The organism is Microbacterium sp. AC132, assembly GCF_979258525.1.
In genome coordinates this window covers 865,352-890,076 of record NZ_OZ409862.1, presented here as the reverse complement: position 1 = coordinate 890,076, position 24,725 = coordinate 865,352, and the positions used below count along the sequence as shown (strand labels likewise).

Here is a 24,725-nt window from a genome sequence, read left to right as displayed (position 1 = left end):
AATACGTAGTAACACCTCATCGGGGAGGCAGCGAATGCTCAGGGTCGGCATCATCGGCACCGGCGGGATCGCCGACGCGCACATCAGCGGATACCTCGCCTTCGCGGGCGACTGCGAGATCGCCGCGCTCGCAGACGTCATCCCCGGGCGGGCCGCGCAGAAGGCCGAGGCGTTCGGGCTCACGCGGGCGGCGACGTTCGATGATCCGCTCGCGATGATCGCCTCGGGTCTCGTCGACCTGGTGAGCATCGCGACCCCGCCGTCGACGCACGCCTCGCTCGCGACCGCTGCGCTCGATGCCGGCATCCACGTGCTGGTCGAGAAGCCCATGGCTCCGTCCCTCCAGGAGTGCGATGCGATGCTCGCCGCGCAGGAGCGTTCGGGCCGTGTGCTGTCCGTCGTCGCGCAGAGCCGATTCCGCGACGATCTCGCCGCGCTGAAGGAGGTCGTCGACTCGGGTCTGCTCGGATCGATCTCGCACGTCCGGGTCGACTCGGCGTGGTGGCGTGGGCTGCCGTACTACGACCTCTGGTGGCGCGGCACTTGGGAGAAAGAGGGGGGCGGCTGCACGCTGAACCACGCCATCCACCACATCGACCTGCTGTTGTGGCTGCTCGGACGCCCGGCCGAGATCACGGCCATGCTCGCCAACGCGCAGCACGACAACGCCGAAGTCGAGGATCTCTCGGTCGCCGTCTTCCGCTACGAACGGGGGCTCGCGCAGCTGACCAGCTCCGTGGTGCACCACGGGGAGGAGCAGGCGATCGTGATCCAGGGGGCGAACGCCCGGGTGTCCCAGCCGTTCTCCGTCGTCGCCGAGCAGTCCCGACGCGACGGATTTCCCGCTGACGGCGGCGACCCCGATGTCGTCGCACGCATCGAGGAGCTCGTCGCCGGCCGTGCCCCGCTCGCCCACCTCGGGCATGAGGGCCAGATCGGCGACCTGCTCAGCGCGATCCGTGAGGGGAGAGTCCCGATCGCCGGCGGACAGGACGGCCGCGATGCGGTCGAGGTGGTGACCGCGATCTACAAGTCCGGCTTCGAGCGCCAGTTCGTCTCGCTGCCGATCACGGCGTCCGATCCCTACTATCGGGCGGGACAGCTGGTGGCGAACGCCCCGCACTTCTTCGAGAAGACCGCGTCGCTCGTGGAGGCGGCATCGTGACCGCATCCTCGTTCCCCGGCGGCACATCGCTGTCGCACCTCGACGTCTACCCGGATGCCGCGCCGGACGGCATCTGCGGCGGCAGCCCTCACATGCACCTCGTCTCGACCGAGGCCTATGTCGTGATCTCCGGTGAGGGAGCCCTGCAGACGATCGACGCCGCCGGGTTCCATGAGACCCCGCTGAGGTCGGGGTCCGTCGTCTGGTTCACCCCTGGCACCATCCACCGTGCCGTGAACGGCGGCGACCTGCGGGTCGTCGTGCTGATGAGCGACGCCGGACTCCCCGAGGCGGGTGATGCGGTCATGACGTTCCCCGCCGAGATCGTGGGCGACCCCGACGCGTATGCGGCGGCGGCCTCGCTCGGAGACGATGCAGATGAACGCGCCGAGCGAGCGGCCCGACGACGCGATCTCGCCGTGACGGGATTCGAGACGCTGCGGGATGCCGTCTCGGGTGGTGATCACGGCGCGCTCCGCGCGTTCCATGCCGCCGCCGGTGTGCTCGTACGCCACCGCGCCGAGGCGTGGGGCGACCTCGTGCGCCAGGGTCCGCTGGCTCAGGCCGAGCGCTCGGTGGCGCTCGCCGATGCCGTGGCATCCGGTTCGGTGGCGCACCTGGCCGATGCTCGCGTGCACGAAGCCGTACCCTCGGGGGAGACCGCGGATTCGGCATGTGCGGACGCCTGCGCACCTATGACATGAACCACGAGGAGACCCGGCGATGACCCGCACCTACACCTTCGATCCGCTCCCCGAACCTGTCGTCGCACCCGGCGAGTTCGTCTTCGCCGCGATCGGACTGGATCACGGTCACATCGTCGGCATGGTCGAGCAGCTGATCGAGGCCGGCGCGACCCTTTCGCTGGTCTTCGATGAGGACCCGGTGAAGATCGCCGACTTCCTCGAACGCTTCCCGCAGGCGCGTGCCGCCGCGAGCGAGCAGGAGGTGCTCGACGACTCGGAGGTGCGGCTCGTCGCCAGTGCATCGATCGCGAATCGGCGGGCTCCACTCGGCGTGCGCGTGCTCGACGCGGGCAAGGACTTCTTCGCCGACAAACCCGCCATCACGACGATGCACGACCTCGATGCCGCTCGAGAGGCCGTCGAGCGCACCGGGCGGAAGTTCGCCGTGTACTACGGCGAGCGCGTGCATTCCGAGGCGGCGATCCTCGCCGGCCAGCTGATCGACCGGGGCGCGATCGGCACCGTGCTGCAGGTCGCGTCATTCGGCCCCCATCGCATCGGCACGGGGCGGCCCGACTGGTTCTACGACCCCGAGCAGTACGGCGGCATCATCTGCGACATCGGCAGTCACAACTTCGAGCAGATGCTGTACTACACGGGCGCGACGACCGGCGAGATCGTGAGCTCGACCGTCGCCAACTACGCGCACCCCGACACTCCGGGCCTGCAGGACTTCGGAGACGCCCACGTCGTGCTCGACAACGGCACCACCGGCTACGTGCGCGTCGACTGGTTCACCCCGGCGGGGCTCGACGTCTTCGGCGACGGTCGCACCGTGCTGCTCGGCACCGACGGATACATCGAATTGCGCAAGTACACCGACATCACGACCGACAACGGCGGCGGACAGGTGCTGCTCGTCGATCAGGACGGACAGTTCCGCTTCGACGCGACAGGGAAGACGGGGTTCCCGTTCTTCGGTCAGCTGATCCGCGACTGCATCGACCGCACCGAGCACGCGATGACGCAGGCGCACGCCTTCGCTGCGGCGGAGCTGAGCATCATCGCCCAGCGGGACGCCAGGGTGCTGGCCGGCTGACGGCATCCGCCTCGCTCGTGTGCTCGGTCGTTCGGTCGCCCGCTCGGGAGGAGAACTGCGGTTCGGGAGGACGGATGCGGCGAATTCGTCCTCCCGGCAAGGAGATCTCCTCCCGACGGGGTGCGTTCCGGCGGGATCAGCCGACGAGCTGTGATGCCTGCCGGGCGGCGCCGAGCGCGACGTACTCGCCGGGCTCGGGCACCTCGACCGGCAGGCCGAGGATCTCCGGCGCGATGCGACGCACGGCCTCCGACTGCGCTCCGCCGCCGATCAGCAGGGCGCGTTCGAGCGGGATGCCGAGATCGCGCAGTGCATCGAGCCCGGCGCCGAGTCCTCGGAGCATCCCCTCGACGGCGGCGCGGGCGAGGTTCTCCCTCGTCGTCGAGGCGAGTGTCATCCCCGAGAGGGAGGCCGTGGCATCCGGCAGATTCGGGGTGCGCTCGCCCTCGAAGTAGGGGAGCAGAGTGAGGCCGCCCGCGCCGGGGGCGGCCCGCAGCGCGAGGTCGCTGAACTCGCTGTGCGTGACCCCGAGCAGCGCAGCGGTCACATCGACCACCCGCGCGGCGTTGAGCGTGGCGACGAGAGGCAGGAAGTTGCCCGAGGCATCGGCGAAGCCCGCGACGGTCCCGGTCGGGTCACTCAGAGGAGTGGTGCTGATGGCGCAGACCGTGCCCGAGGTGCCGATCGACACGACCACATCACCTGGCACGGCGCCGAGTCCGAGCGCGGCGGCCGCGTTGTCACCCGCTCCCGCACCGACGCGCCGGTCGTCGGCATCCGTCACCCACTCGTCGTGGGCGAGCACCCGGGGGAGGATCGCGTCATGGCCGAGCGCCGCCACCAGCAGCTCGCGGTCATAGTCGCCCGTCGACGGGTTCCAGTATCCGGTGCCGGAGGCGTCGGACCGATCGGTCACCAGCTCGTCGAGCGCGGGGTTGTCGGGTCCGAACCCGCGTAGACGCCACGTCAGCCAGTCGTGCGGCAGAGCGACGGCGGCGACCCGTGCCGCGTTCTCCGGTTCGTGGTCGCGCAGCCAGCGCAGCTTGGTGATCGTGAACGAGGCGACGGGCACGAGGCCGGTGCGGTCGGCGAGTTCGGACGCACCGAACTCGCCGATCAGATCGTGCGCCGCACCCGCGGAACGTGTGTCGTTCCACAGCAGCGCGTCGCGGATCACCGCGCCCGACTCGTCGAGCGCGACGAGGCCGTGCTGCTGCCCGCCGATCGACCACGCGGCGATGTCGTCGAGCGACCCCGCCTCCGCGATCGCGGCGTTCAGCGCCTGCCACCAGGCTTCGGGGTCGACCGACGTCCCCTCCGGGTGCGACGCGCGACCGGAGCGGACGACCGCCCCGGTCGACGTGTCGACGACGACGACCTTGCACGACTGGGTCGACGAGTCGACCCCGAGAACCAGTGGCATGACGATCAGCGAGCGCCGAGCAGGTGCTCGGTCGCGAGCTGCTGCAGCCGGACGAACCCGAAGCCCTTGCCGCCGAAGTACGAGTTCGCGTCGAAGTCCTCGTATGCCGAGCGATCGGCGAGGAAGTCGTCGTAGCTCTCTCCGGGGTTGAGGGTCGGCGTCGAGAGCTCTTCGACGCGGGCGGCGGCGAGCGCCTCCTGCACCTCGGGGTCGGCGCGGAATGCGGCCGCCCGCTCCTTGAGCAGCAGGTACGTGCGCATGTTCGCGGCGGCCGACTCCCACACGCCCTTCTCGTCTTCGGTGCGGCTCGGCTTGTAGTCGAAGTGACGGGGGCCGTCGTAGGCGGGCACTCCACCGGGGCCGCCGTTCTCGAGCAGATCGACGAGCGAGAAGGCGTTGTGCAGGTCGCCGTGTCCGAAGACGAGGTCCTGGTCGTACTTGATGCCGCGCTGGCCGTTGAGATCGATGTGGAAGAGCTTGCCGTGGAACAGCGCCTGAGCGATGCCCGCGGTGAAGTTGAGTCCTGCCATCTGCTCGTGCCCGACCTCGGGGTTCACGCCGACGAGCTCAGGGCGCTCGAGCGAGTCGATGAAGGCGATGGCGTGGCCCAGCGTCGGCAGCAGGATGTCGCCGCGCGGCTCGTTGGGCTTCGGCTCGATCGCGAAGCGGATGTCGTAGCCCTTGTCGGTGACGTAGTCGCCGAGCAGGTTGACGGCCTCGCGGTAGCGCTCGAGCGCCTGGCGGATGTCCTTGGCGGAGTCGTACTCGGCACCCTCGCGGCCACCCCACATGACGAAGGTCTTGGCCCCGAGCTCGGCACCGAGATCGAGCTGACGGAACACCTTGCGGAGCGCATAGCGGCGCACGTCGCGGTCGTTCGAGGTGAAACCGCCGTCCTTGAAGATCGGCGCGCTGAAGAGGTTGGTGGTGACCATCGGCACGACGAGGCCGGTGTCGGAGAGCGCTCCCTTCAGACGGTCGATCTGAGTCTGGCGCTCGGCATCGGTCGAGCCGAAGGCGAACAGGTCGTCGTCGTGGAAGGTCAGGCCGTACGCGCCGAGCTCGGCGAGCTTCTCGACGGCGTGCACCACGTCGAGCGCCGGGCGCGTGGGGCCGCCGAACGGGTCGGCGCCGTTGTAGCCGACGGTCCACAGGCCGAAGGAGAACTTGTCGTCACGGGTGGGGGTGGTCATGGCTGCTCCTGTGCAGGTCATCGAATAAGTTGTGATTCACAACATATCTCATGACAGAAGGTGCGTCCACCCCCTACAGTGAAGGGATGCCGACGCAGCCGAGCCCCGCGCTGGGCACCCGCCCGCACAACCTCGCCCTCCTCCTGCGGCTCGTGCACGAGAACGGCGCGCAGTCGAGAGCCGCGCTGACCGAGCAGACCGGGCTCAACCGCTCGACGATCGCCGACCTCGTCGCAGAGCTCGTCAGACGCGGTCTCGTCGACGAGCGCATACCCGACGTACCCGGCCGTGTGGGGCGTCCCTCACCGGTCGTGACGGCGTCGGCTCGCGTCGTCGCCATCGCGGTGAACCCTGAGGTCGACGCGATCGAGATCGCTGCGATCGGCCTCGACCGCAGCATCGTCCTGCGCGAGCGACTGCCGAACGAGACCGTTCCGACGCCGGATGCGGTGGTGTCGACGATCGCCGAGCGCATCGTCGCCTGGCGCGAAGGGGCGCTCGCCGCGGCACGGATCGCGGCGATCGGTGTCGCGGTCCCCGGCCTCGTGCGAACATCCGACGGTGTCGTGCGTAATGCGCCTCATCTCGGCTGGACCGATGTGCCGCTCGCCGATCTCGTCCGTTCGGCGACGGCGTCTGCGGCTTTCGTCGACAACGACGCCACGCTCGGAGCCATCGCCGAGCACCGCTACGGCGCCGGCCGGGGGATCGACGACGTGGTCTACCTGAACGGAGGTGCGTCGGGTATCGGAGGCGGACTGATCATCCACGGGAGGCCGGTCGCCGGGGCGGGTGGGTACGCGGGGGAGTTCGGTCAGAACAGGCCCCGGATCTCGGCAGACGCCGACCGCCGCACTCGCGACGGTGTGCTCGAGGCCGAGGTGAGCCGCCGGCTGCTTCTCGATGCGGTCGGCCTCGACTCGGCCGACGATGAGACGCTCGCCGCCGAGCTCTCCGAATCCGACTCGCCGGTGGTGGCCGCCGAGATCACGCGTCAGGCGCATGTGCTCGCGAGCGCGCTGGCCAATGCCGTGAACGTGCTCAATCCTGCTCTCGTGGTGCTGGGCGGATTCCTCGCCACCCTCGCCGATCTGCGGGCGGATCAGATCGTCGACGATGTGACGGCGCTCGCGATGTCGGAGAGCGCCGAGGCGCTCGAGATCCGCCCGGCCGCTCTCGGCGCTGACAGGCTGCTGATCGGCGCGGCCGAGCTGGCATTCGCCGACCTGCTCGCCGATCCGGGCGAGCGGAGCTGACCTCCGAGAGGCGATCGATCGGATCCGACACGGAAAGTCGGGTCGCAGATCGCCCTCGGGCCGCACGATGGTGGGGAAAGGAGGACCTCATGATCGGAACGCTCAACGCACTGGTCGATCTCGTCGAGGCGGGCACCGGCGACGAGATCGACGTCGCCGGGTTCGCTCGCGTGCACGGCACGACGGAGTACCACCTGCGCCGGATGTTCTCGGCTCTGGCGGGGATGCCGCTGTCGGAATACGTCCGCCGTCGGCGGATGACGCTGGCCGGCGCAGAACTCGCCGCCGGCGCCCCGAACGTGCTCGACGTCGCCGTGCGACACGGGTACGGCTCGATCGAGGCGTTCGGCCGGGCGTTCCGCGCCGTGCACGGGATCAGCCCGGTCGATGCGCGCCGAGACGGGGGTCCTCTCCGCACACAACCCACGCTTCGGTTCCGCCTGAGCGTCGAAGGGAGCACCCCGATGCACGTCACCATCACCACCACCCCCGAGCTCGTCCTCGTCGGCCATGCCGCACGAGTGCCGCTCCTCCACGAGGGCACCAATCCGCACATCCAGGCGCACATCTCCTCGATCGCCCCGGAGGAGCATGCTCGCCTCAAGGCGCTGAGCGATGCGCAGCCCGAGGGAATCCTGGCCATCACGGGGGACATCGCTCAGGATGCGCCGGAGGGCACCGAGCTCACCTACCTGCACGGAGTCTCCGTGCGGCCGACCACCTCGGTGCCCGACGATCTCGATGTCGTGAGGGTCGAGGCGGGCGCCTGGGCGGTCTTCGCCGCCACGGGTCCGTTCCCGGAGACCCTCCAGGCACTGTGGGCCGCGACGGCGACGGAGTGGTTCCCGTCGAATCCGTGGCGGCTGCGGCCCGCGCCCTCGATCGTCCGGTACCTCGAGTTCACCGGGACGCACGCGTCCTGCGAGCTGTGGCTCGCGGTCGAGCCCGCCTGAGCGCGTCAGGGTGGTCGGCGCGGATGCGCGCCGACCACCCTGACGTCCGTCGCCCGTGCGACACTGTGCCGACGGTCGGATGCCGATTCCGCCGTGAGAGGACCCGCGATGGCGCTCGACCCGAAGAAGACCCTCGACGCCTATCAGGCGAAGCACGGGGAGTTCCGCATCCTCGATGTTCCCTCGATGCAGTATCTGATGGTCGACGGGGCGGGCGATCCCAACACCGCCCAGGCATACCAGGACGCAGTGTCCGCACTCTTCCCGATCGCCTACGCGCTCAAGTTCGCGAGCAGGGAGCAGCTCGGGATCGACACGGTCGTGATGCCGCTCGAGGGGCAGTGGCACGCGCCTGACATGGAGTCGTTCACATCGCGCCGCGACAAATCGGCGTGGCGGTGGACTCTCCTGATCATGGTGCCCGACCACATCGCCCCGGAGATGTTCGACCACGCGGTCGACACGGTCGAGGCGAAGCTGGCGAAGAAGAAGCAGCCTGCACCCGCCCTCCGCTCCGTGCGTCTCGAGACCCTCGACGAAGGGCTCAGCGTGCAGACGCTCCATGTCGGCTCCTACGACGACGAGGCCCCGGTGCTCGACGAGCTGCACCATCGATTCATCCCCGAGAACGGCCTGTCGATGACGGGCCTGCACCACGAGATCTACCTCAGCGATGTCCGACGGGTCGAACCGGCGAAGCTCCGGACGATCCTGCGCCAACCCGTCGAGAGGGCGACCTGACGAGGGCGGCTCTCGGCACCGACGCAACCCCCTCCGACGTCTTCGCGCCGACAGATATCCTGCTCGGATGACCTCAGCGAAGGGTGCCGCGCGCACGGCGCAGCGTTCCGATGCCTTCCGGCGCGTGGCGCGGGCGGGATTCGTGGTGATCGGCCTCGTGCACATCATCATCGGGGCGATCGCCGTGTCGATCGCCAGCGGCGGCGGTGGAGACGCCGATCAGGACGGCGCGATGGAGCAGATCCGTTCGACTCCCGTCGGCGGGCTGGTCCTCGGCGTGATCGCGGTGGCCCTGATCGCGCTCGCGGTCTGGCAGGTCGCCAGCGGTCTCCTCACCGGCGGCAAGGAGACCAGGAAGTGGGGGATGAGGATCAAGCTGATCGGCATCGCGGGCGCGTACCTCGTGATCGCCGGCTTGGCCCTGATCTTCGCCTTCGGCGGGCACGTCGAATCCGAAGACACCTCTCGGGCGCTCAGCGCCGTCGTGCTCTCGGCGCCGGGTGGCATCGTGGCGCTCATCCTTCTCGGTCTGACCGTCGCGGGTGTCGGCATCGGATTCATCGTCATCGGATTCACTCGGGGCTTCGAGAAGACGATGGATGTCCCGACGGGCCCGTCGCGGCCCGGGATCATCGCCCTCGGGGTCGCCGGCTACATCGCCAAGGGAATCGCGATCGCGGTCACCGGTGCGCTCTTCGTGGTGGCCGCGTGGACGCAGGATCCGCAGAAGGCCGCTGGTCTCGACGCGGCTCTGCGGAGCCTCGTCGACCTGCCCCTGGGCCGAGCGATCCTCTGGCTCGTCGGGGTCGGACTCGCGATCTACGGCGTCTTCTCGATGGTCCGCGCCCGCTTCGCGCGTATGTGAGTCTCGGCCTCAGGCGTTCGCAGGCTTGTCGTTCCACAGCAGGAGGAACGCGCCGAGCCCGATCATGAGCAGGCCGCCGGTGGCGCCCATCGCCTCGATGCGTCGCGGAGAGCGTCCGAACCATTCGCGCGCGGCGCTCGCCAGCAGCACCCAGATCGCATCGCAGGCCACTCCGATCGCGACGACGATCGTGCCGAGCACGAAGAGCTGCATCGGCACCGACCCTGCGTGCAGGTCGACGAACTGAGGAAGGATCGCCAGGAAGAAGGCGATCGACTTGGGGTTGGTGACCCCGACGACGAACCCCTCACCGAGCAGACGCACGCCTGATCGCCGCGCCACAGGTCCTGTCACCGTGGCCGCGGCATCTTTTCGATGCCGGATGGCCTGGACGCCGAGGAACACGAGGTAGCCGGCGCCCAGCACCTTCACGATCGTGAACAGCACGATCGACTGCGCCACGACGGTGCCGACGCCCAAGGCGACGGCGACGACGAGCAGGATCGAGCCGAGCGCCGTGCCCAGGATGCTGAGGAACCCGCCCAGTCTCCCCAGGGCCATCGCCCGGCCGATCGTGAACAGCACTGTCGGTCCGGGGATCACGACCATGACGAACGCGGCCACGACGAAGGTCGCGAGGGTCTCGGCGCTGAACATGGTGCGAGCTTAGGGCAGCCCGAAGAGGCCCCCGAAAAGTTTTCTCCCGCGCCCGTCATAAAAAGTCCGCGCCGGGGTCTGGGTATGTGACGGGCGGCTTCTGCGTCCTGTCTCGCACTGGGGACACACACGACTTTCGGGGACAGGCATCCGCCTCTCGCGCTCCGCCGTATCCGGCGGGTCGAGGGCATGCCGGGATTGGGACATTCATGAGCATTCGCTCGCACCACCGCACGACGGAGCGGCCATTACGCTCCGCAGTCGCGCCTCGCCGACGGGCGATCACGCGGCTGCTCGGCGTGCTCGCCATCGCCGGCGTGCTCGTCGCCGGAGCGACGCTCGCCCCCAACAGTGGAATCACAGCCGCGGCGACGGTGCCCGGCACACCGGGAACCCCTCAGCCGGGTACTCCGGTGTACACCGAGGACTTCTCGAACCAGAGCGCAGCACTCTCCGCACGGTCGATCACCACCTACGTCGGCGGTGCGGCAGCCGCGAACTCGACGTACACGGCTTCGACGCAGTACACCCCGGCCGGCAACCAGTGCAACGGCTGGATCATGAGCGGTGCGACTCCGACGGCGCCCGTCACTGACCTGGGCTGCCTGAACAACGTCAGCACGACGTGGACGACGCTGCAGCAGATGGCTCGTGCGCTCGGAGTCGCGCAGGGCCAGACGACGACGCAGGCCGCGACCAACCAGGTGCTGACGTCGTACACGAATGCGACGAACGGAGCGATCGCCGCGGGCACGCAGTTCCGTACGGTCAACACCATCCCGGCCATCGGCGGTCACTACTACGCGGTCTCCGCATACTTCGCTGCGGTCAACTGTCCCGCAGCCGGCGGAGCGAACCAGCCCAAGGAGACCTTCAGCCTCCTCGTGAACGGCACCCCGATCGTGCTCAGCACGGGACTCAACCCCTGCACGAACAACACGGTGTGGGAGACGCAGATCGCGAAGCTGCAGTCCGCGGCATACCAGGTGCCCGTCGGAACCACGGCGAACCTCGGTCTGATGCTCTACAACGCGACGGCCACCGGCGCGGGCAACGACGTCGCCTTCGATCTGCCGCAGATCGTCGATGTGACCCCGCAGCTCGACAAGGCGTTCAGCCCGACCGTGATCACCAACGGCTCGACCTCGAAGATGACGCTGACCGTCACGAACACGACCGACCTGATGGCCAAGAGCGATTGGACCATCACCGACGCGCTGCCGACGAACCTCAAGATCGCGGCGGCGCCGAACGTCGGCGGCACCTGCACGCAGCGCACCGGTGCGGCTTATGTGGTCACGGCGCCGGCCGGCGGAACCTCGGTGTCGGTCACCGGCGGCGACCTCGCCCTCGGGCAGGCATCGTGCACCATCACGGTCGATGTCACCTCGACGGTGAACGGCACCTACATCAACGGTCCCGCCAACATCACGACGAACCTGAACCCGCCGGCCAACGCGTCGCTCGAGGTCATCCAGCCGTCGATCGACATCGTCAAGAGCATCACCGCCGTGAACGGCGTCGCCGTGACGAGCGACACCGATCCCGACAAGGTGTACTCGAAGGTCGGCGACGTCATCACCTACAGCTTCGTGGCGACCAACACGACTCCCCAGGCCGCGACGAACACGACGCTCAACACGAACCTCACGAACGTGCGGATCACCGAGGACACGTTCTCGGGTGCGGGCGACATGACGACGCTGTCCTGCACACCGATTCAGGGATCCACACTCGCCAGTGGCGCCAAGATGACCTGCACGGCCACCTACGTGGTGCAGCAGGCGGACCTCGACAGCGCTCCGCTGACGAACGTCGCACGGGCCACCGGAACGCCGGCGGTCGGACCGAACGTCACGGACACCGATGACGAGATCATCCCCGCCACCTGGACGCCCGCTCTCGTGCTCGACAAGACCGCCTCGGTCGTGGACATCGATCAGGACGGCGTGACCGGGCTCGGCGACCACATCATGTACGCGTTCACCGTCACCAACACCGGAAACATCACGGTCGCGAACATCACCGTGGTCGATGACCGCCTGACGCAGCGCAACATCACCGTCACCTGCACGCCCACGACGATCGCGCCGACCCAGATCTCGACGTGCGCCGCGAATGCGCCGTACGTCATAGGCCAGGCAGACGTCGACGCGAAGAAGGTCATCAACACGGCCTACTCCACGGGAACCGACCCCAAGGGCGGTCCGGTGCGCTCGAACAACGACAGCACCGAGACCCCCGTCGAGCCGTTCCGCATCCCGCTGAAGATCGAGAAGGTCGGCGAAGCGGCAGCGAACACCTGGGTGCGCATGGACGGCTCCTCGTTCGCGGTGCTCGCAGACGCGAACGGGCAACCGGGCACGGCGCTTCCCTTCACCATCAACGGGGTCGAGACCGGTCTGTTCCAGATCGACAGCATCCCGGCCGGCACGTACTGGTTGAGCGAGCTGACGGCACCCGACGGGTTCAGCCTGCTCGCCGCTCCCGTGAAGTTCGTCATCAACCCGGACCGCACGGTGAGCATCACCGCAGGCGGCGATCAGGCGGTGACCTCCACCGGTCAGATCATCACGGTGCGCGACGTGCCGGCGCTGACCCTTCCGACCACCGGAGGGACGGGCGCACTGCCCTACATCCTCGCCGGTTCCCTGACCGTGCTCGGCGCGGGCGGGCTGGCCCTCTGGGTCCGCCGACGCAACGCGCGTGCCGACACCACAGACCCGCAGATCTGATCTGCACTTCTCACAATCCACCATCTGTAACCCACCAGGGCGACCTGGCCACCTAGAGAGAGACACAGTGAACACTCCCAACAACGGACGCGGATCCCGCGTCGCGGCAGGTCTGCTCGTCGCAGGCGTCGCCGCGCTGACCCTCGCAGCGCCTGCAAGCGCCGCGACGCCCAACCTCGTCGACCCGGACGCCGTCGGTTCGCTGACGATCCACAAGTTCGAGGCACCCGAGACGCCCACCGGCCTGCCGAACGACGGCACCGAGCAGAACGTCGCACTGGCACCGCTGCCGGGCGTGGGCTTCACGGTCTATAAGGTCGACACGATCGACCTGACGAGCAACCAGGGCTGGGTCGACGCGAACGATCTCGCCGACCTGAACCCCGACAGCGTCGCTGACATCACGGCTGCCGGATACACGGCCAGCGCGATCGGCGGTCAGACCCTGACCGACGCGAACGGTGAGATCGCCCTGGCGAACCTCGACCTCGGCCTCTACTTCGTGGTGGAGACCGCTCCGCTCGCTGGCTCCACCGGCGTGGCCCCGTTCCTCGTGACGGTCCCGCTGACGGACCCGGCCGATGACAGCACGTGGCTGTACGACGTGCACGTCTACCCGAAGAACGCCCTCACCGAGGCGACCAAGACCGTCGAGGACTCGGCCGACATCAAGCTCGGCGACGAGATCGACTTCACGATCACGGCAGGCATCCCCAACGTCGCAGTCATCGACGGCTACAAGATCGTCGACACGCTGGACGCCAAGCTCGACTACGTGAGCGCCGCTGTGACGCTCGTCGACGGAACCCCGCTCGCTGCGGGTGACTACACGGTCGTCCACGACGCCGCCACCAACGCGGTGACGGTCGAGTTCACCGCCGCGGGTCGCGCAGTTCTCGCGGCTCACCCGGCCACCGAGGTTCAGGTCGTCATCACCGCCGAGGTCAACACGGTCGGCGAGATCGCCAACACGGCAGTGCTCTACCCGAACGCCGGTTCGTACACGGTCGCACCGGGCGAGCCCGGCGGACCCACCGTCACCCCCGAGGTCATCACCAAGTGGGGCGACATCACGGTCGAGAAGACCGACAAGGCCGGCGCACCGCTCACCGGTGCAGTGTTCTCGGTGTACCCGACCCAGCAGGACGCGATCGACGGCACCAACGCCATCGCGCTCGCCGGTTCGACCGAGTTCGCGGTCGCCGCTGACGGCACCGTGACCATCTCGGGTCTGCGCTACTCCGACTGGGCTGACAACGCCACCGTCGCCGTGGGCGAAGACGGCTACCAGTCGTACTGGCTCGCTGAGATCGTCGCACCCGACGGGTTCGAGCTGCTCGCAGCTCCGATCGAGTTCACCGTCACCGCCGCCACCTCGGCTGTGGGCGTCGACCTCGAGGTCGTCAACGTTCCCTCGAACGCCGGCTTCACCCTGCCGCTGACCGGTGGCACCGGCACGACCCTGTTCCTCGCCGGCGGCGTCATGCTGCTCGGTGGAGCGGTCCTGCTCGCCATCCGCAGCCGTCGCAAGGCCGCAGCACAGGCGTAACCCGAAAGACCGGCCGTGCGGGGGAGGTGAAGAGATCCCTTCCCCCGCACGGCCCATTCGTTTCCACCTACTTCTTCTCCAGCTCCGATCAGAAAGCGCAGCATGACCCTCATCGACGCGTCCGCACCGGACGCCCCAGCGCGACCCGCTACGGGTGCCATCGCCCAGAAGGCGCGGTGGGGATGGAGCCAGTCGATCGTCATGCTCATCGCGACCATCGGCATCGTGGTCCTCGTCTACCCGACCGCGGCCTCCTGGTTCTCGGCCTGGTCTCACGACACCGACGTCGACGGGTACATCCAGTCCGTCGAGCAGATCCCCGATGAGGCGGTCGACGAGATGCTCGCCGCCGCTGAGGAGTACAACGAGAATCTTCCGACCGGGCCGCTGCGCGACCCGTATGCCCTCGGAGCAGACGGACAGCAGACGGCGATCGGCGAGGGGGCCTCGGCGTACTTCGACACTCTGACCACCGAGGGAACCGACACGATGGCGCGGATTCGCATTCCGAGCATCCACGTCGATCTGCCGGTCTTCCACGGCACCGATGAAGACACACTGTCTCGCGGTATCGGGCACCTCTACGGCTCATCGCTTCCTGTCGGTGGACCGGGGACGCATTCGGTGCTCACCGGCCACAACGGCTTCGTGCAGGCCACCCTCTTCGATGACATCGATGAACTCGTCGAGGGCGACGTCATCATCGTCAGCGCACTGGGCGAAGACCTCTACTACGAGGTCGATCAGACCAAGACCGTGCTTCCCGACGACGCGGAAGACCTGCGTCAGGTCGCAGGCAAGGACTACCTCACGCTCGTCACGTGCACGCCCACCGGCGTCAACACGCACCGCCTGCTCGTGCGCGCAGAGCGCATCGATGCTCCGACCGAGGACTCCGCCGTGACGACCATCGCGGACACCACCGACCCCGCCGGCTTCCCGTGGTGGGCGCTGCTCGTCGTCGGGGTGCCGGCACTCACATTCATCGTCGTCAAGCCTCGCCGTGCCCGGAAGAACCGCAGCGGCCGACGAGCGACGCACGTGTCCGCTGGCTCCGACTCATGACGGTCGACGTCGCAGTGGACCGCACCGCCGCGAACGGCGACGAACCCGGCGAGCCCGTGACACGCCGCCGCCCGCGGCGACGTATCGGTCTGCTGTCGACCAGCATCCTGCTCGTCGGACTGGGAGCATCCTTCCTCTCCGCATCCGTGCTCGCCCCCGATGCGGTCGACAAAGTGACCGGTGACGTCAAAGTCTCGGTGCTGAAGACGTTCCATGAGGTCTTCGCGCCCGACGAGCTTCCCGTCATCAGGCTCGGGGTCGAGGGCGGGATGGTCGAGCTCGACCGATGCGACGGCACGTTCACCGAGATGGTCAGCTACCGCATCGACGACGTGCTGCCGCTGTTCGCCGCGCACAACAACTGCGGGGGAGACGTGATCCTCGGCTGGGAGCTCGGTCAGCGGGTCACCGTCGAGGGCTCCGACGTGATCTACGAGGTGGTCGAGGAGCGGCACACGCCCAAGTGGTCGAACGTCGAAGAACTCACCGGTATGACGGGGGAGTTCATGGTCCAGACGTGCTTCTACGGCGAGAACAAGATGCGCTTCCTGTCGCTCGCGCCCGTGGACCCGGCGGCGAGCGGCAGCTGATGTCCTGCACAGCGAGAATCTCGGGTTCTGACCGTCACGATTTCCGGTCATACCGGTCTTGTAGGTATGGCCATCGGCCTCGCGTCGGGTTCCCGGCCGACGCCCGCACAGCAGAGGTCGACCACTCCCCGGCCGAACCTTCGCAGAGCGGATTCGACCCTTACGAGAGTCGGAGGGACGAGGCATCCCCACTGCCTCGTCCCTCAACCGTCTCCGGCGCTGCGCTCGCGATGCCGGACTCGACAGCATCCGGAGCAGCATGATCCTCGGTACGTATCTCGACGACGACGACATCTCGGGTGAGCCGTCCGATGCCGAGATCATCGAGGCGGTGCGGGGTGGCGACATCGGCGACTTCGCCCTCCTGTGGCGCCGGCATGTCGAATCCGCGCGCCGAGCCGCGCGAGCGATCTCGCCCTCGGCGGATCCCGACGATCTCGTGAGCGAGGCGTTCGCGTCGATACTCCGGGTGACCAAGGCGGGCGGCGGGCCGAGCGACGCGTTCCGGCCGTATCTCCTCGCCACGCTGCGCAACACGGCCGCGCGCTGGTCCCGCAACGGGACCGACCTGTCGATCGACCTGATCTCGGAGGGCGATCTGTCGTCGGAGGGCGGCGATGCCTTCGAGCGCATCGCCGAGCGATCCAGCATCGCGGCCGTGTTCGGCACGCTGTCGGCTCGGCATCGCACGCTGCTCTGGTATCTCGAGGTCGAGGGCATGAAGCCGCGAGAGCTCGCGCCCCTGATGGGGATGACGGCCAATGCGGTCTCCGCTCTGGCGGCGCGCGCACGCGACAGCTTCAAACGCGCCTGGCTCGAGGCGCACATCCACGATCCCTCGCGGTCTGAGGACTGCAGGTGGTTCTGCGAGCGCGTGGTCGACCGTCGCGGTCGTCCGGTCGCGGTCGGTGACGCCGACCGTTTCAGAGAGCACATGAGCGTGTGCGGCGGATGCCGGATCGTCGCCGCGGAGATCGATACCGTCTCGCAGCGGCTTCGGGCGATCCTGCCTGCCGCGCTGTTGGGAGGCGTGGCGGCGGCGATCTACACCGGTGATGCCTCCGCGGAGGCGCAGGTCATGGGCGCGAGCTCCGTGGTGGGGTCCACCGGGTCGTCTGGCTGGGCCGATGCAGCAACCTCCTCGATCGGCGCGGGGGCGCCTGTCGCCGCGCACGGAGCAGCGGCGGTGGTACCGGCCGGTGGCTTGGCCGCCTTGGCGGCGACCGCCGTCGTCGTGGTCGGCGCCGTCATCCTGGCGGGCAGCGTCCTGAGTCTGTCGGCCGAGGAATCGGACGATTCGGAACTCACCCGGTCGATCTCCGAGGCGTCGGTCTCCGGTGAGGCGGGCCCGGTTCTCGAAGATCTGCCGCGCTTCCCGACTCAGCCGCCCGCATCGGAGCCGATGCCCGAACCGCAGCCCCTGCCGTCGCCGGAGCCCGAGGTCGATGCGGGACTGGAGTCCGATTCGGACGCGAGCCGTGAACCGGAGACTCCAGGACCCGGCGAGAGGCAGCCCCCACTGACCCCGCTCAGTATCGCCCCGGCCCCGTCGACAGCGGTTCCGACCCCGACTCCGACCCCGACCGACGCTCCGTCGGAGACACCGCCGCCCATCGACCTGGCGGGGTTCCGCATCACCCGGTCGATCGCCCAGGACTCTCTCGTGCCGGATCTGATCGAGGGGGTCGGCGCTGCAGGCGCGGTCGTCACGGTGACCGACGAGAGCGGCGTCATGCTCGACACCGGGGTGATCGACGAAGACGGCGCATTCGTGCTCGACGTCTCGGGCGAAGCCCTGCGTCAGGGCATGACGCTCAGCGTGAGGCAGTACGACGCGGCGACCGGAGTCACCGAGAGGGCGGAGGCGATGGGGCCGCTCACCTTCGCGACGCCCACGATCGCGGCCGCGGACCAGGATGCCTGTCCTGAGGCGTCCCTCGGCGCTGTCAGCTGTCTGCATCTGAGCGCCGCACCGGATGCATGGGTCGAGCTGCTCGATGAACAGGGGCGATCGCGCACTGTGCGGCTCGCGACCGACGACATCGACGGGATCGTCGTCCGATCCGGTGTCGGTGAGCCGTTCGTCGCCGCCCGGTACATCGAGCCGTCCACGGGTCGTGCCGGAGTGACCGTGCTGCTGCCGGCGGCGATCGAATGAGTCCTCACACTGCGCTGCGCGCGGTCGCCGACAGCCGGAGCCAGAGCCAGAGTCGCGTGGCCGGCGAATCGATGTCGATCCCGAGCTCGTTGCGCACGACATCGAGCCGATACCGGACGGTGTTCTGGTGAACGTGCAGTGCGCTGGCGGTCTCACGCACACTGCCGAGCTGGTCGAGGAAGACCCGCATGGTGTGCGTCAGACGGGTGCCCTGCGCGGCATCATGCTCGGCGAGGATGCTCGCGGCGTCGCCGACCGTGGCATCCAGGCCGTCGATCAGGTCGGCGACCTGGAGGATCGCCAGGCGATCGCGCATCTCGTCGAAGGTCGCGATGCGGGGCTCATGGTCGTCGCGGAGCGACGAACTCACGAGCACGCCGGCCGTGGCCCCGGCCTCACGATAGGAACGGCCGATGCCGTTGATGTCGTACGCGCGCGTGCCGATGCCGGCGATCAACGCGTCGTCGATCCGGATCACCGCCTGGGTGAAGGTCTCGACCGCAGCCGCGTTCGGGCCCGGGATGAGCGTCACGACCTCCGAGCCGACGACCGCGCTGTGGGAGCCGGGGAAAGCGGCGCCGGACACGCTCATCGCCAGATGGAGTACTCGCTGCAGACCGCGCATCGCCTCCACCTCGTCGAACGTGGTGATCCGGAAGCACACGACCGTGCATCCGGCTTCGGGACGGATGAGGAGCTGCGACGCCGCGCCGCGGGCATGCCGTCGATCTTCGAGAAGCGTGCGGAGCAGGTCGGATGTCCGACGGTCCCGGTCGCCCGCCTCCGCTCGAGCACGAAGCAGATGCTGGGCCACGATCGGTTCCATCTCCTCCAGCAGGGACCGGGTCCGGGCGGCCGGCGATGGATCGATCTGGATCACCCAGAGAGAGCCGAGCAGCTCGCCGGACGCTCGCACGGCGATCCCGACGCGTCCGAACTCGTCGGTGCTCGAGGGGAAGTGCCGTGCCTCGCTGGCGCGGAGCAGCGACCGGTAGCGCGAGTCGGATGCGATCGAGATGTCCTCCTGCAGCAGCAGAGTGGTGCGTCGACGGACGTCGTCGATCGGCTGCTCGCTGTGCGTGGAGTAGCCGACGATCTGACCGGTCGAGTCGACGATGCTGACGGCACCGTCCGCGAGGGTGGCGATGGCGTTGGCGAGGCCGAAGAGGTCTCCCAGTCGCACACCCGAGACCCGGCCGATCGAGTGACCGCTCAGCAGCGACCGCAGGACGTTCGCCAGCTGTGCCCAGTCCCCGTCACTGTGGTGGAGGACAGGCAGGGCGACGTGCAGATCGAGGGCAATGCGCTCCAGGCCATCGCCGTCATCGGGAGGGCGCACCACAAGCGCGGCCGCCCCGACATCGGCCAGCTCGGCGACGAGGGCCGGAACGCTCGTCGTCGCGACACCGGCCCCGAGGACGATGCGATCGGTGTAGTCGGATGCGGATGCCGACGGATCGTAGAACTCCACGCCCACGTACGTCCTGGCATCGAGCCGCGTGCTTCGACGGGGGAGAAGAGCCTCCCGTCGCTCAGGCGAAGCGCGTCGCGCAACGTCGGGGCTTCGGCGCGGATGTCATCGAAGGCCATGGAATCTTCTCTATTCGGTGTCAAGAACTCTCGTATGAATCTACATACCGGTCAGATCGCGATGTCGCGAGACTGACAGTAAGAAGTCGAAAGGGATCCCTGTGAACGACCCGTCCGTTGCTCCTGCCTCGATTCGCGCCGAACGGGTCGCGCCATGAGCTCGTCGACAGTGCGCGAGCGGCGCACGCGGATCGATCCCGAGACGAGTGACGACGAGCTCGTCCTCGCGACCCGAGCGGGGAACAGCAGTGCGTTCGGCGTGCTGTGGGATCGTCACTCGCCGGCAGCCCTCCGCGCGGCGCGTTCGATCACGAGCTCGATCGACCCCGAGGATCTCGTCAGTGAGGCGTTCGCCAAGACCTTCAGCGCGATCCGCAATGGCGGAGGTCCGACGGATGCGTTCCGTCCCTACATCTTCGCGGCCGTGCGCAGCGCGGCCGCCACATGGGGAGGAAAGCAGAAGGACGTCGTCGCGCTCGAATACATCGAGGAGCTTCCGACCGAGCACACGGAGGATTCGCTCGACCTGCTCTCTGACAAGGCGCTGCTGACGGTGGCGTTCAAGGACCTCCCCGAACGGTGGCGCACACTGCTCTGGTACCTCGAGGTCGAGGGCATGAAGCCGCGTGAGATCGCGCCGCTCATGGGCATGACTCCCAACGCCGTCTCGGTGCTGGCGGCCCGGGCGCGCGAGGGCTTCAAGCTCGCCTGGCTGCAGGCCCACATCAAGGAACCGGGACGTGACCCGGAATGCCGGTGGGTCTGCGAGCGCATCGTGGCGCAGGGGCGCAGGCGCCATGTGGCGCGTGCCGACCGAGCGCGATTCGACGCGCACCTGGAGCGCTGCCAGCGGTGCACGATGGCGAGCGCCGAGATCGAGCAGGCGTCATCGAAGCTGCGCGCCGTGCTGCTTCCCGTGGTCATCGGCGGACCGGCGGCGTTAGCCTATTCGGCCGGATCTCCTGCGCCTGCGACGGCTGCGTCTGCGCCGGCCTGGATGCCCAGGGCTACCGCTCGATGGCTGGTGGTCGGCGGATCCGTCGCGGCAGCCGGGGCCGTCGTCGCGGTCGCGGCGGTGGCCGCACAGCTGGCGCCCGTGGGCGCACCGAACGCCGAGGAGTCGTCGACACCGTCGTCCGCGCTCGTCGTCGCATCTCCGGCGCCGATCATGTCGCCCGAATCGACGGCGGCCCCGAGCCCGATCGCGCCGGCGGAGGAGGCCGAGACGGGTGTCGACCCGCAGACGCCCGTGACCGTTCCCGAGGAGCACGCCGGCCCCGAGGTCGTCATCGACCCGATCATCGTGGTTCCCCCGGTGGTCGACCCGTCCGTGGTCGCGCCTCCCGCCGGCGGCCCCTCGGTCATCGCGCCTCCCGTCGTGAAGGCGCCGGTCGTCGACCCTCCTGTCGTCGACTCTCCGGTGGTCGAGCCTCCTGTCGTCGACCCTCCGGTCGTCGACCCGCCGGTGGTTGACCCTCCTGTCGTCGACCCTCCGCTGATCGACCCGCCGGTGGTTGACCCTCCTGTCGTCGAGCCGCCTGCCGTCGACCCTCCCGTCGTCGACCCGCCGGCGGTTGACCCCCCGGTGGTCGACCCTCCGGCGATCGACCCTCCTGTCGTCGACCCTCCGGTCGTCGACCCTCCGGTCGTCGAGCCGGTGACGATGGACTGGAGCATCCTGCCGGGGACGACTGTTCCCCCGACCATCACCGGCACGGGAACTCCGGGAGCAGCGGTGCAGATCATCGACGAGACCGGCCTCGTGATCGCCTCCACCCTCGTCGGTCCTGACGGAGATTTCTCGGTGCGCCCTGATGTCGACACGCTTCACCAGGGCATGTCGATCTCGATGCGCCACACATCCCGGACCACCGGCGTGCGGACGGTGAGCGATCCGACGGGGCGCCTCTACTTCCCGGTCCCGGGGCTCGCCGAAGACTCGGACGGTGCGATCTCCCGCGTCGACTCCGACGGCGACGGGCGACGGGATGACCTCTCGCTCGACGTCCGCGGCGTCGCCGGCTCGACGGCATCCGTGTCCCTGGACGGGGAGACGGCGTCGCTCGCGCTGCTCGACGACTCCTCGACCATCGTGTCGTTCATCGACATCCGGCCCGGGGTCCATCGGATCACCCTGCGCTACGTCGACCCGGCGACGGGGGTCCTCGGCATCTCGGACACGGACTACATCCTCGTCGTTCCCTGACCGTCGCCCCGTGTGCGCAGGGCCCCGCGGGGTGCGCCAGATGAGAAGCTAGAAGGATGAGCATCTCCCGCGAATCCGACGTGATCGCCCCGACCGGGGGCGGCCCGCTGACCGATGTCGAGGTGAGGCGACTCCGCGAGGACTTCCCGATCCTGCGCTCCGAGGTCAACGGGCACCCGCTCGTGTATCTGGATTCGGGTGCGACGTCGCAGCGTCCGCTCGCCGTGCTCGACGCCGAACGCGAGTTCGCCACCACCCTCAACGCGGCCGTTCACCGTGGTGCGCACACTCTCGCGGCCGAGGCCACCGAGGTGTTCGAGGACGCTCGGGCCGCCGTCGCGCGGTTCGTGGGTGCCGACGAGGGCGAGATCGTGTGGACGTCGAACGCCACCGAGGCGCTCAACCTCATCGCGTATTCGATCTCGAACGCCTCGCTCGGCCGCGGGGGAGCGGCAGCCGAGCGCCTGCGTCTGCGCGAGGGCGACGAGATCGTCACGACCGAGATGGAGCATCACGCCAACCTCATTCCGTGGCAGGAGCTCGCGGCCCGCACAGGAGCGACCCTGCGGGTCATCCCGCTCGACGACGACGGTGCCCTCCGGCTCGACGCCGCCGCAGATCTCATCACCGACCGCACGAAGCTCATCGCCGTCACGCATGTGTCGAACGTGCTCGGCGTCATCAATCCGGTCGAGCATCTCGTGACGCGTGCGCGCGCCGTCGGCGCGCTCGTCGTGCTCGACGCCTGCCAGTCGGCACCCCATCTGCCGCTGGATGTCCGCGCACTCGACGTCGACTTCGCCGTGGTGTCCGGTCACAAGATGCTCGGGCCGACGGGAATCGGCGCGCTCTACGGGCGGCGCGAGCTGCTCGAGGCCATGCCGCCGTTCCTGACGGGTGGATCGATGATCACCACCGTCACCACGACGGAGGCGGCGTACCTGCCGCCGCCGCAGCGGTTCGAAGCCGGCACCCAGCGGGTGTCCCAGGCGGTCGCGCTCGCCGCGGCGATCGACTATCTGACGGCGGTGGGGATGCCGCGCATCGCGGCGCACGAGGCTGCATTCGGCGCGCGACTCGTCGAGGGGCTCACGGCCATCGATGGGGTGCGCGTGCTCGGTGCCGGCATCGATCTGCCGCGTGTGGGCCTGGCGAGCTTCGACGTCGAGGGCATCCACTCGCACGATGTCGGGCAGTTCCTCGATGATCGCGGCATCGCGGTGCGTGTCGGACACCACTGCGCACAGCCGCTGCATCGTCGCCTCGGCGTCACCTCATCGACGAGGGCCAGCACGTACCTGTACACGACCGATGACGAGATCGACGCCGTGATCGACGGCGTCCAGGGTGCGATCGACTTCTTCCGGAGGGGCGCATGAGCGACCTGCAGAACCTGTATCAAGAGCTCATCCTCGATCACTCCCGCACCCCGCACGGGTTCGGGCTCCGGGGTGAGATCGCCGCGCAGTCGCACCAGGTGAACCCGACCTGCGGTGACGAGGTGACTCTGCAAGTGCACCGCGGCGCCGACGGCGGCATCGAGGCGATCGCGTGGGAAGGGCACGGATGCGCCATCTCGCAGGCATCCGCGTCGCTGCTCGCCGAGCTCGCCGAGGGGCTCACGGTCGACGAGCTCGAGATCCGCATCGCCGCGTTCCGCGAGGCGATGCGTTCGCGCGGCAAGATCGAACCGGATGAAGAGCTGCTCGGCGATGCCGCTGCTCTCGGGGGCGTCTCGCGATACGTGGCACGGGTGAAGTGCGCCATGCTCGCCTGGGTCGCTGCGGAGGATGCACTCCACAAGTCCTGAGCACCGAGGCGATGCGGTGCAGGATGGAATCATGCCTCTTGAACTGACTCCTCTCACCGCAGACGCCTTCGACGACTGGCGCGAGGCCACGAGAGCACGACTCGTGTCGCTGCGGCAGGAGTCCGGGATGCACGTCGGCGACGATGCCGTCTCGCACGTGGACGCCGTGCTCGACGAGCTGCTCCCCGCAGGGCACGACACCGAGACCTCGCTCATCCTCACGATCGATGACGGCGACGCCCGGATCGGCACCGTCTGGCTCGCCGCGAACAACGGCGTGCTGTTCATCGTCGATCTCGCGTTCGCGACCGAGCCGAGTGGCCGACAGCTCGACGGCCTCCTCGACGAGCTGACGACGCTCGCGCGGAGGCAGCAGGTCGGTCGTCTGAGTGTCGCCCTGCATTCGTCCGACACCGCTGGTCGCGGTTTCGTCGAGGGGCGGGGATTCGAGGTCGCGTCGATCCAGATGCTTCTCGAACCGCTGCCGTCTCGGGCGGCACAGCCGTCAGACGGCGCGTTCGTCGTGGCGCCGATGACCCCGGAGCGCTTCGCGAGCTTCGCTGCCGCGTCCGAGGCGGCCTTCGCGGAAGACCTGGTGGCATCCGGTCGGTATTCGGCGGAGGATGCCGTCGTCGAGTCGCACCGGCAGATGGAGCTCGAGCTGCCGGACGGCATCGATTCGGAGGGGCAGGAGCTGTTCACCGCCCACGTGGACGGCATCGAGGTCGGGGTGCTGTGGATCGGCGTCCGTCGGCGAGGAGGGCGCCCGCACGGGTTCATCCTCGACATCGAGGTCGCCGAGGACCAGCGCCGCAAGGGCTATGGTCGTGATCTCATGCTCGCGGCCGAGCGCGAGGCCGCACGACTCGGTGCCGACTCGATCGGGCTGCATGTCTTCGGTTTCAACGCCTCCGCGATCCGTCTCTATGAGAGCCTCGGCTATCGCCGGGTCGAGGAGCGCTTCCTGCTCACGGTGTGATCGCG

At 68.7% G+C, this 24,725-nt stretch carries 20 protein-coding genes; 16 read left to right on the top strand and 4 right to left on the bottom strand.

Annotated features, from left to right (window positions below; translation table 11 throughout):
- Positions 1-34: 34 nt before the first annotated feature.
- The 3 genes from ACZZZQ_RS04175 to ACZZZQ_RS04165 are packed head-to-tail and all read left to right on the top strand — an operon-like array spanning position 35 to position 2,950.
- Entirely contained in the window at positions 35-1,165 is a 1,131-nt protein-coding gene (locus ACZZZQ_RS04175; RefSeq protein ID WP_463506957.1) for a Gfo/Idh/MocA family protein, read from the top strand.
- Positions 1,162-1,869, top strand: a complete 708-nt coding sequence (locus ACZZZQ_RS04170; protein ID WP_463506956.1) for a cupin domain-containing protein — start codon at positions 1,162-1,164, stop codon at positions 1,867-1,869. Before ACZZZQ_RS04175 ends, ACZZZQ_RS04170 begins: the two co-directional genes overlap by 4 nt.
- Before the next feature lie 19 nt (positions 1,870-1,888).
- Entirely contained in the window at positions 1,889-2,950 is a 1,062-nt protein-coding gene (locus ACZZZQ_RS04165; protein ID WP_463506955.1) for a Gfo/Idh/MocA family protein, read from the top strand.
- Positions 2,951-3,086: 136 nt separating this feature from the next.
- On the opposite strand, the gene xylB is transcribed toward ACZZZQ_RS04165, so the two are convergent.
- Positions 3,087-4,373 carry a xylulokinase gene (gene xylB / locus ACZZZQ_RS04160; protein ID WP_463506954.1) on the bottom strand — a complete coding sequence of 429 codons (1,287 nt, stop codon included), beginning with the start codon at positions 4,371-4,373 and terminating at the stop codon, positions 3,087-3,089.
- Between the two features lie 5 nt (positions 4,374-4,378).
- A complete protein-coding gene (xylA, locus tag ACZZZQ_RS04155; protein ID WP_463506953.1) occupies positions 4,379-5,566 on the bottom strand; it encodes a xylose isomerase in 1,188 nt (395 codons plus the stop codon).
- Positions 5,567-5,652: 86 nt separating this feature from the next.
- On the opposite strand from xylA, the gene ACZZZQ_RS04150 reads away from it, so the two are divergent.
- The 4 genes from ACZZZQ_RS04150 to ACZZZQ_RS04135 all read left to right on the top strand — a co-directional run bounded on the left by ACZZZQ_RS04150 (position 5,653) and on the right by ACZZZQ_RS04135 (position 9,381).
- Positions 5,653-6,822, top strand: a complete 1,170-nt coding sequence (locus tag ACZZZQ_RS04150; protein ID WP_463506952.1) for an ROK family protein — start codon at positions 5,653-5,655, stop codon at positions 6,820-6,822.
- 89 nt (positions 6,823-6,911) lie between these two features.
- On the top strand, positions 6,912-7,775 hold the full coding sequence (locus ACZZZQ_RS04145) for an AraC family transcriptional regulator (RefSeq protein WP_463506951.1): 864 nt from the start codon (positions 6,912-6,914) through the stop codon (positions 7,773-7,775).
- 108 nt (positions 7,776-7,883) lie between these two features.
- The gene (locus tag ACZZZQ_RS04140) at positions 7,884-8,516 is read left to right on the top strand and encodes a GyrI-like domain-containing protein (RefSeq protein ID WP_400340256.1); all 633 of its coding nucleotides are present in this window, start codon (positions 7,884-7,886) and stop codon (positions 8,514-8,516) included.
- Between the two features lie 67 nt (positions 8,517-8,583).
- Positions 8,584-9,381, top strand: coding sequence for a DUF1206 domain-containing protein (locus tag ACZZZQ_RS04135; protein ID WP_053098781.1), 798 nt, complete (start codon positions 8,584-8,586; stop codon positions 9,379-9,381).
- 9 nt (positions 9,382-9,390) lie between these two features.
- On the opposite strand, the gene ACZZZQ_RS04130 is transcribed toward ACZZZQ_RS04135, so the two are convergent.
- Positions 9,391-10,038 carry a LysE family translocator gene (locus tag ACZZZQ_RS04130; RefSeq protein ID WP_295101767.1) on the bottom strand — a complete coding sequence of 216 codons (648 nt, stop codon included), beginning with the start codon at positions 10,036-10,038 and terminating at the stop codon, positions 9,391-9,393.
- A 209-nt stretch (positions 10,039-10,247) separates the two neighbouring features.
- Here ACZZZQ_RS04130 and ACZZZQ_RS04125 point away from each other — a divergent pair, with 209 nt between their 5' ends.
- The 5 genes from ACZZZQ_RS04125 (at position 10,248) to ACZZZQ_RS04105 (ending at position 18,135) form a co-directional block, all read left to right on the top strand.
- Entirely contained in the window at positions 10,248-12,773 is a 2,526-nt protein-coding gene (locus tag ACZZZQ_RS04125) for a prealbumin-like fold domain-containing protein (RefSeq protein ID WP_463506950.1), read from the top strand.
- Positions 12,774-12,840: 67 nt separating this feature from the next.
- The gene (locus ACZZZQ_RS04120; protein WP_053098784.1) at positions 12,841-14,322 is read left to right on the top strand and encodes a SpaH/EbpB family LPXTG-anchored major pilin; all 1,482 of its coding nucleotides are present in this window, start codon (positions 12,841-12,843) and stop codon (positions 14,320-14,322) included.
- Between the two features lie 102 nt (positions 14,323-14,424).
- Positions 14,425-15,387 (top strand): class C sortase, encoded by a 963-nt coding sequence (locus tag ACZZZQ_RS04115; RefSeq protein WP_463506949.1) that lies wholly within the window; start codon positions 14,425-14,427, stop codon positions 15,385-15,387.
- Positions 15,384-15,977: a hypothetical protein gene (locus ACZZZQ_RS04110; RefSeq protein WP_053098786.1), complete on the top strand. Its 594-nt coding sequence runs from the start codon at positions 15,384-15,386 to the stop codon at positions 15,975-15,977. Before ACZZZQ_RS04115 ends, ACZZZQ_RS04110 begins: the two co-directional genes overlap by 4 nt.
- A 259-nt stretch (positions 15,978-16,236) precedes the next feature.
- Entirely contained in the window at positions 16,237-18,135 is a 1,899-nt protein-coding gene (locus ACZZZQ_RS04105) for a sigma-70 family RNA polymerase sigma factor (RefSeq protein WP_463506948.1), read from the top strand.
- 4 nt (positions 18,136-18,139) lie between these two features.
- Here the strand turns inward: ACZZZQ_RS04105 and ACZZZQ_RS04100 are convergent, their stop codons facing one another.
- Positions 18,140-19,606 (bottom strand): PucR family transcriptional regulator, encoded by a 1,467-nt coding sequence (locus tag ACZZZQ_RS04100; RefSeq protein WP_463506947.1) that lies wholly within the window; start codon positions 19,604-19,606, stop codon positions 18,140-18,142.
- 273 nt (positions 19,607-19,879) lie between these two features.
- Between ACZZZQ_RS04100 and ACZZZQ_RS04095 the strand changes: the two genes are divergently transcribed.
- Genes ACZZZQ_RS04095 through ACZZZQ_RS04080 form a run of 4 tightly spaced genes read left to right on the top strand, consistent with a single transcriptional unit; the run spans position 19,880 to position 24,720 of the window.
- A complete protein-coding gene (locus tag ACZZZQ_RS04095; protein WP_463506946.1) occupies positions 19,880-21,931 on the top strand; it encodes a sigma-70 family RNA polymerase sigma factor in 2,052 nt (683 codons plus the stop codon).
- A gap of 56 nt (positions 21,932-21,987) precedes the next feature.
- Positions 21,988-23,310, top strand: a complete 1,323-nt coding sequence (locus ACZZZQ_RS04090; protein WP_363519686.1) for a cysteine desulfurase — start codon at positions 21,988-21,990, stop codon at positions 23,308-23,310.
- Entirely contained in the window at positions 23,307-23,741 is a 435-nt protein-coding gene (gene sufU, locus ACZZZQ_RS04085; protein ID WP_056276906.1) for a Fe-S cluster assembly sulfur transfer protein SufU, read from the top strand. The genes ACZZZQ_RS04090 and sufU overlap by 4 nt, the downstream gene beginning before the upstream one ends.
- A gap of 31 nt (positions 23,742-23,772) precedes the next feature.
- A complete protein-coding gene (locus ACZZZQ_RS04080; RefSeq protein ID WP_463506945.1) occupies positions 23,773-24,720 on the top strand; it encodes a GNAT family N-acetyltransferase in 948 nt (315 codons plus the stop codon).
- Positions 24,721-24,725 lie beyond the last annotated feature (5 nt).

What these genes read in the sequence shown, in the direction of transcription:
- ACZZZQ_RS04175 (WP_463506957.1), top strand. Translation starts at nt 35, where the DNA reads ATGCTCAGGGTCGGCATCATCGGCACCGGCGGGATCGCCGACGCGCAC.
- ACZZZQ_RS04165 (WP_463506955.1), top strand. Translation starts at nt 1,889, where the DNA reads ATGACCCGCACCTACACCTTCGATCCGCTCCCCGAACCTGTCGTCGCA.
- xylB (WP_463506954.1), bottom strand. Translation starts at nt 4,373, where the DNA reads ATGCCACTGGTTCTCGGGGTCGACTCGTCGACCCAGTCGTGCAAGGTC.
- xylA (WP_463506953.1), bottom strand. Translation starts at nt 5,566, where the DNA reads ATGACCACCCCCACCCGTGACGACAAGTTCTCCTTCGGCCTGTGGACC.
- ACZZZQ_RS04150 (WP_463506952.1), top strand. Translation starts at nt 5,653, where the DNA reads ATGCCGACGCAGCCGAGCCCCGCGCTGGGCACCCGCCCGCACAACCTC.
- ACZZZQ_RS04145 (WP_463506951.1), top strand. Translation starts at nt 6,912, where the DNA reads ATGATCGGAACGCTCAACGCACTGGTCGATCTCGTCGAGGCGGGCACC.
- ACZZZQ_RS04140 (WP_400340256.1), top strand. Translation starts at nt 7,884, where the DNA reads ATGGCGCTCGACCCGAAGAAGACCCTCGACGCCTATCAGGCGAAGCAC.
- ACZZZQ_RS04135 (WP_053098781.1), top strand. Translation starts at nt 8,584, where the DNA reads ATGACCTCAGCGAAGGGTGCCGCGCGCACGGCGCAGCGTTCCGATGCC.
- ACZZZQ_RS04130 (WP_295101767.1), bottom strand. Translation starts at nt 10,038, where the DNA reads ATGTTCAGCGCCGAGACCCTCGCGACCTTCGTCGTGGCCGCGTTCGTC.
- ACZZZQ_RS04125 (WP_463506950.1), top strand. Translation starts at nt 10,248, where the DNA reads ATGAGCATTCGCTCGCACCACCGCACGACGGAGCGGCCATTACGCTCC.
- ACZZZQ_RS04115 (WP_463506949.1), top strand. Translation starts at nt 14,425, where the DNA reads ATGACCCTCATCGACGCGTCCGCACCGGACGCCCCAGCGCGACCCGCT.
- ACZZZQ_RS04110 (WP_053098786.1), top strand. Translation starts at nt 15,384, where the DNA reads ATGACGGTCGACGTCGCAGTGGACCGCACCGCCGCGAACGGCGACGAA.
- ACZZZQ_RS04105 (WP_463506948.1), top strand. Translation starts at nt 16,237, where the DNA reads ATGATCCTCGGTACGTATCTCGACGACGACGACATCTCGGGTGAGCCG.
- ACZZZQ_RS04095 (WP_463506946.1), top strand. Translation starts at nt 19,880, where the DNA reads ATGAGCTCGTCGACAGTGCGCGAGCGGCGCACGCGGATCGATCCCGAG.
- ACZZZQ_RS04090 (WP_363519686.1), top strand. Translation starts at nt 21,988, where the DNA reads ATGAGCATCTCCCGCGAATCCGACGTGATCGCCCCGACCGGGGGCGGC.
- sufU (WP_056276906.1), top strand. Translation starts at nt 23,307, where the DNA reads ATGAGCGACCTGCAGAACCTGTATCAAGAGCTCATCCTCGATCACTCC.
- ACZZZQ_RS04080 (WP_463506945.1), top strand. Translation starts at nt 23,773, where the DNA reads ATGCCTCTTGAACTGACTCCTCTCACCGCAGACGCCTTCGACGACTGG.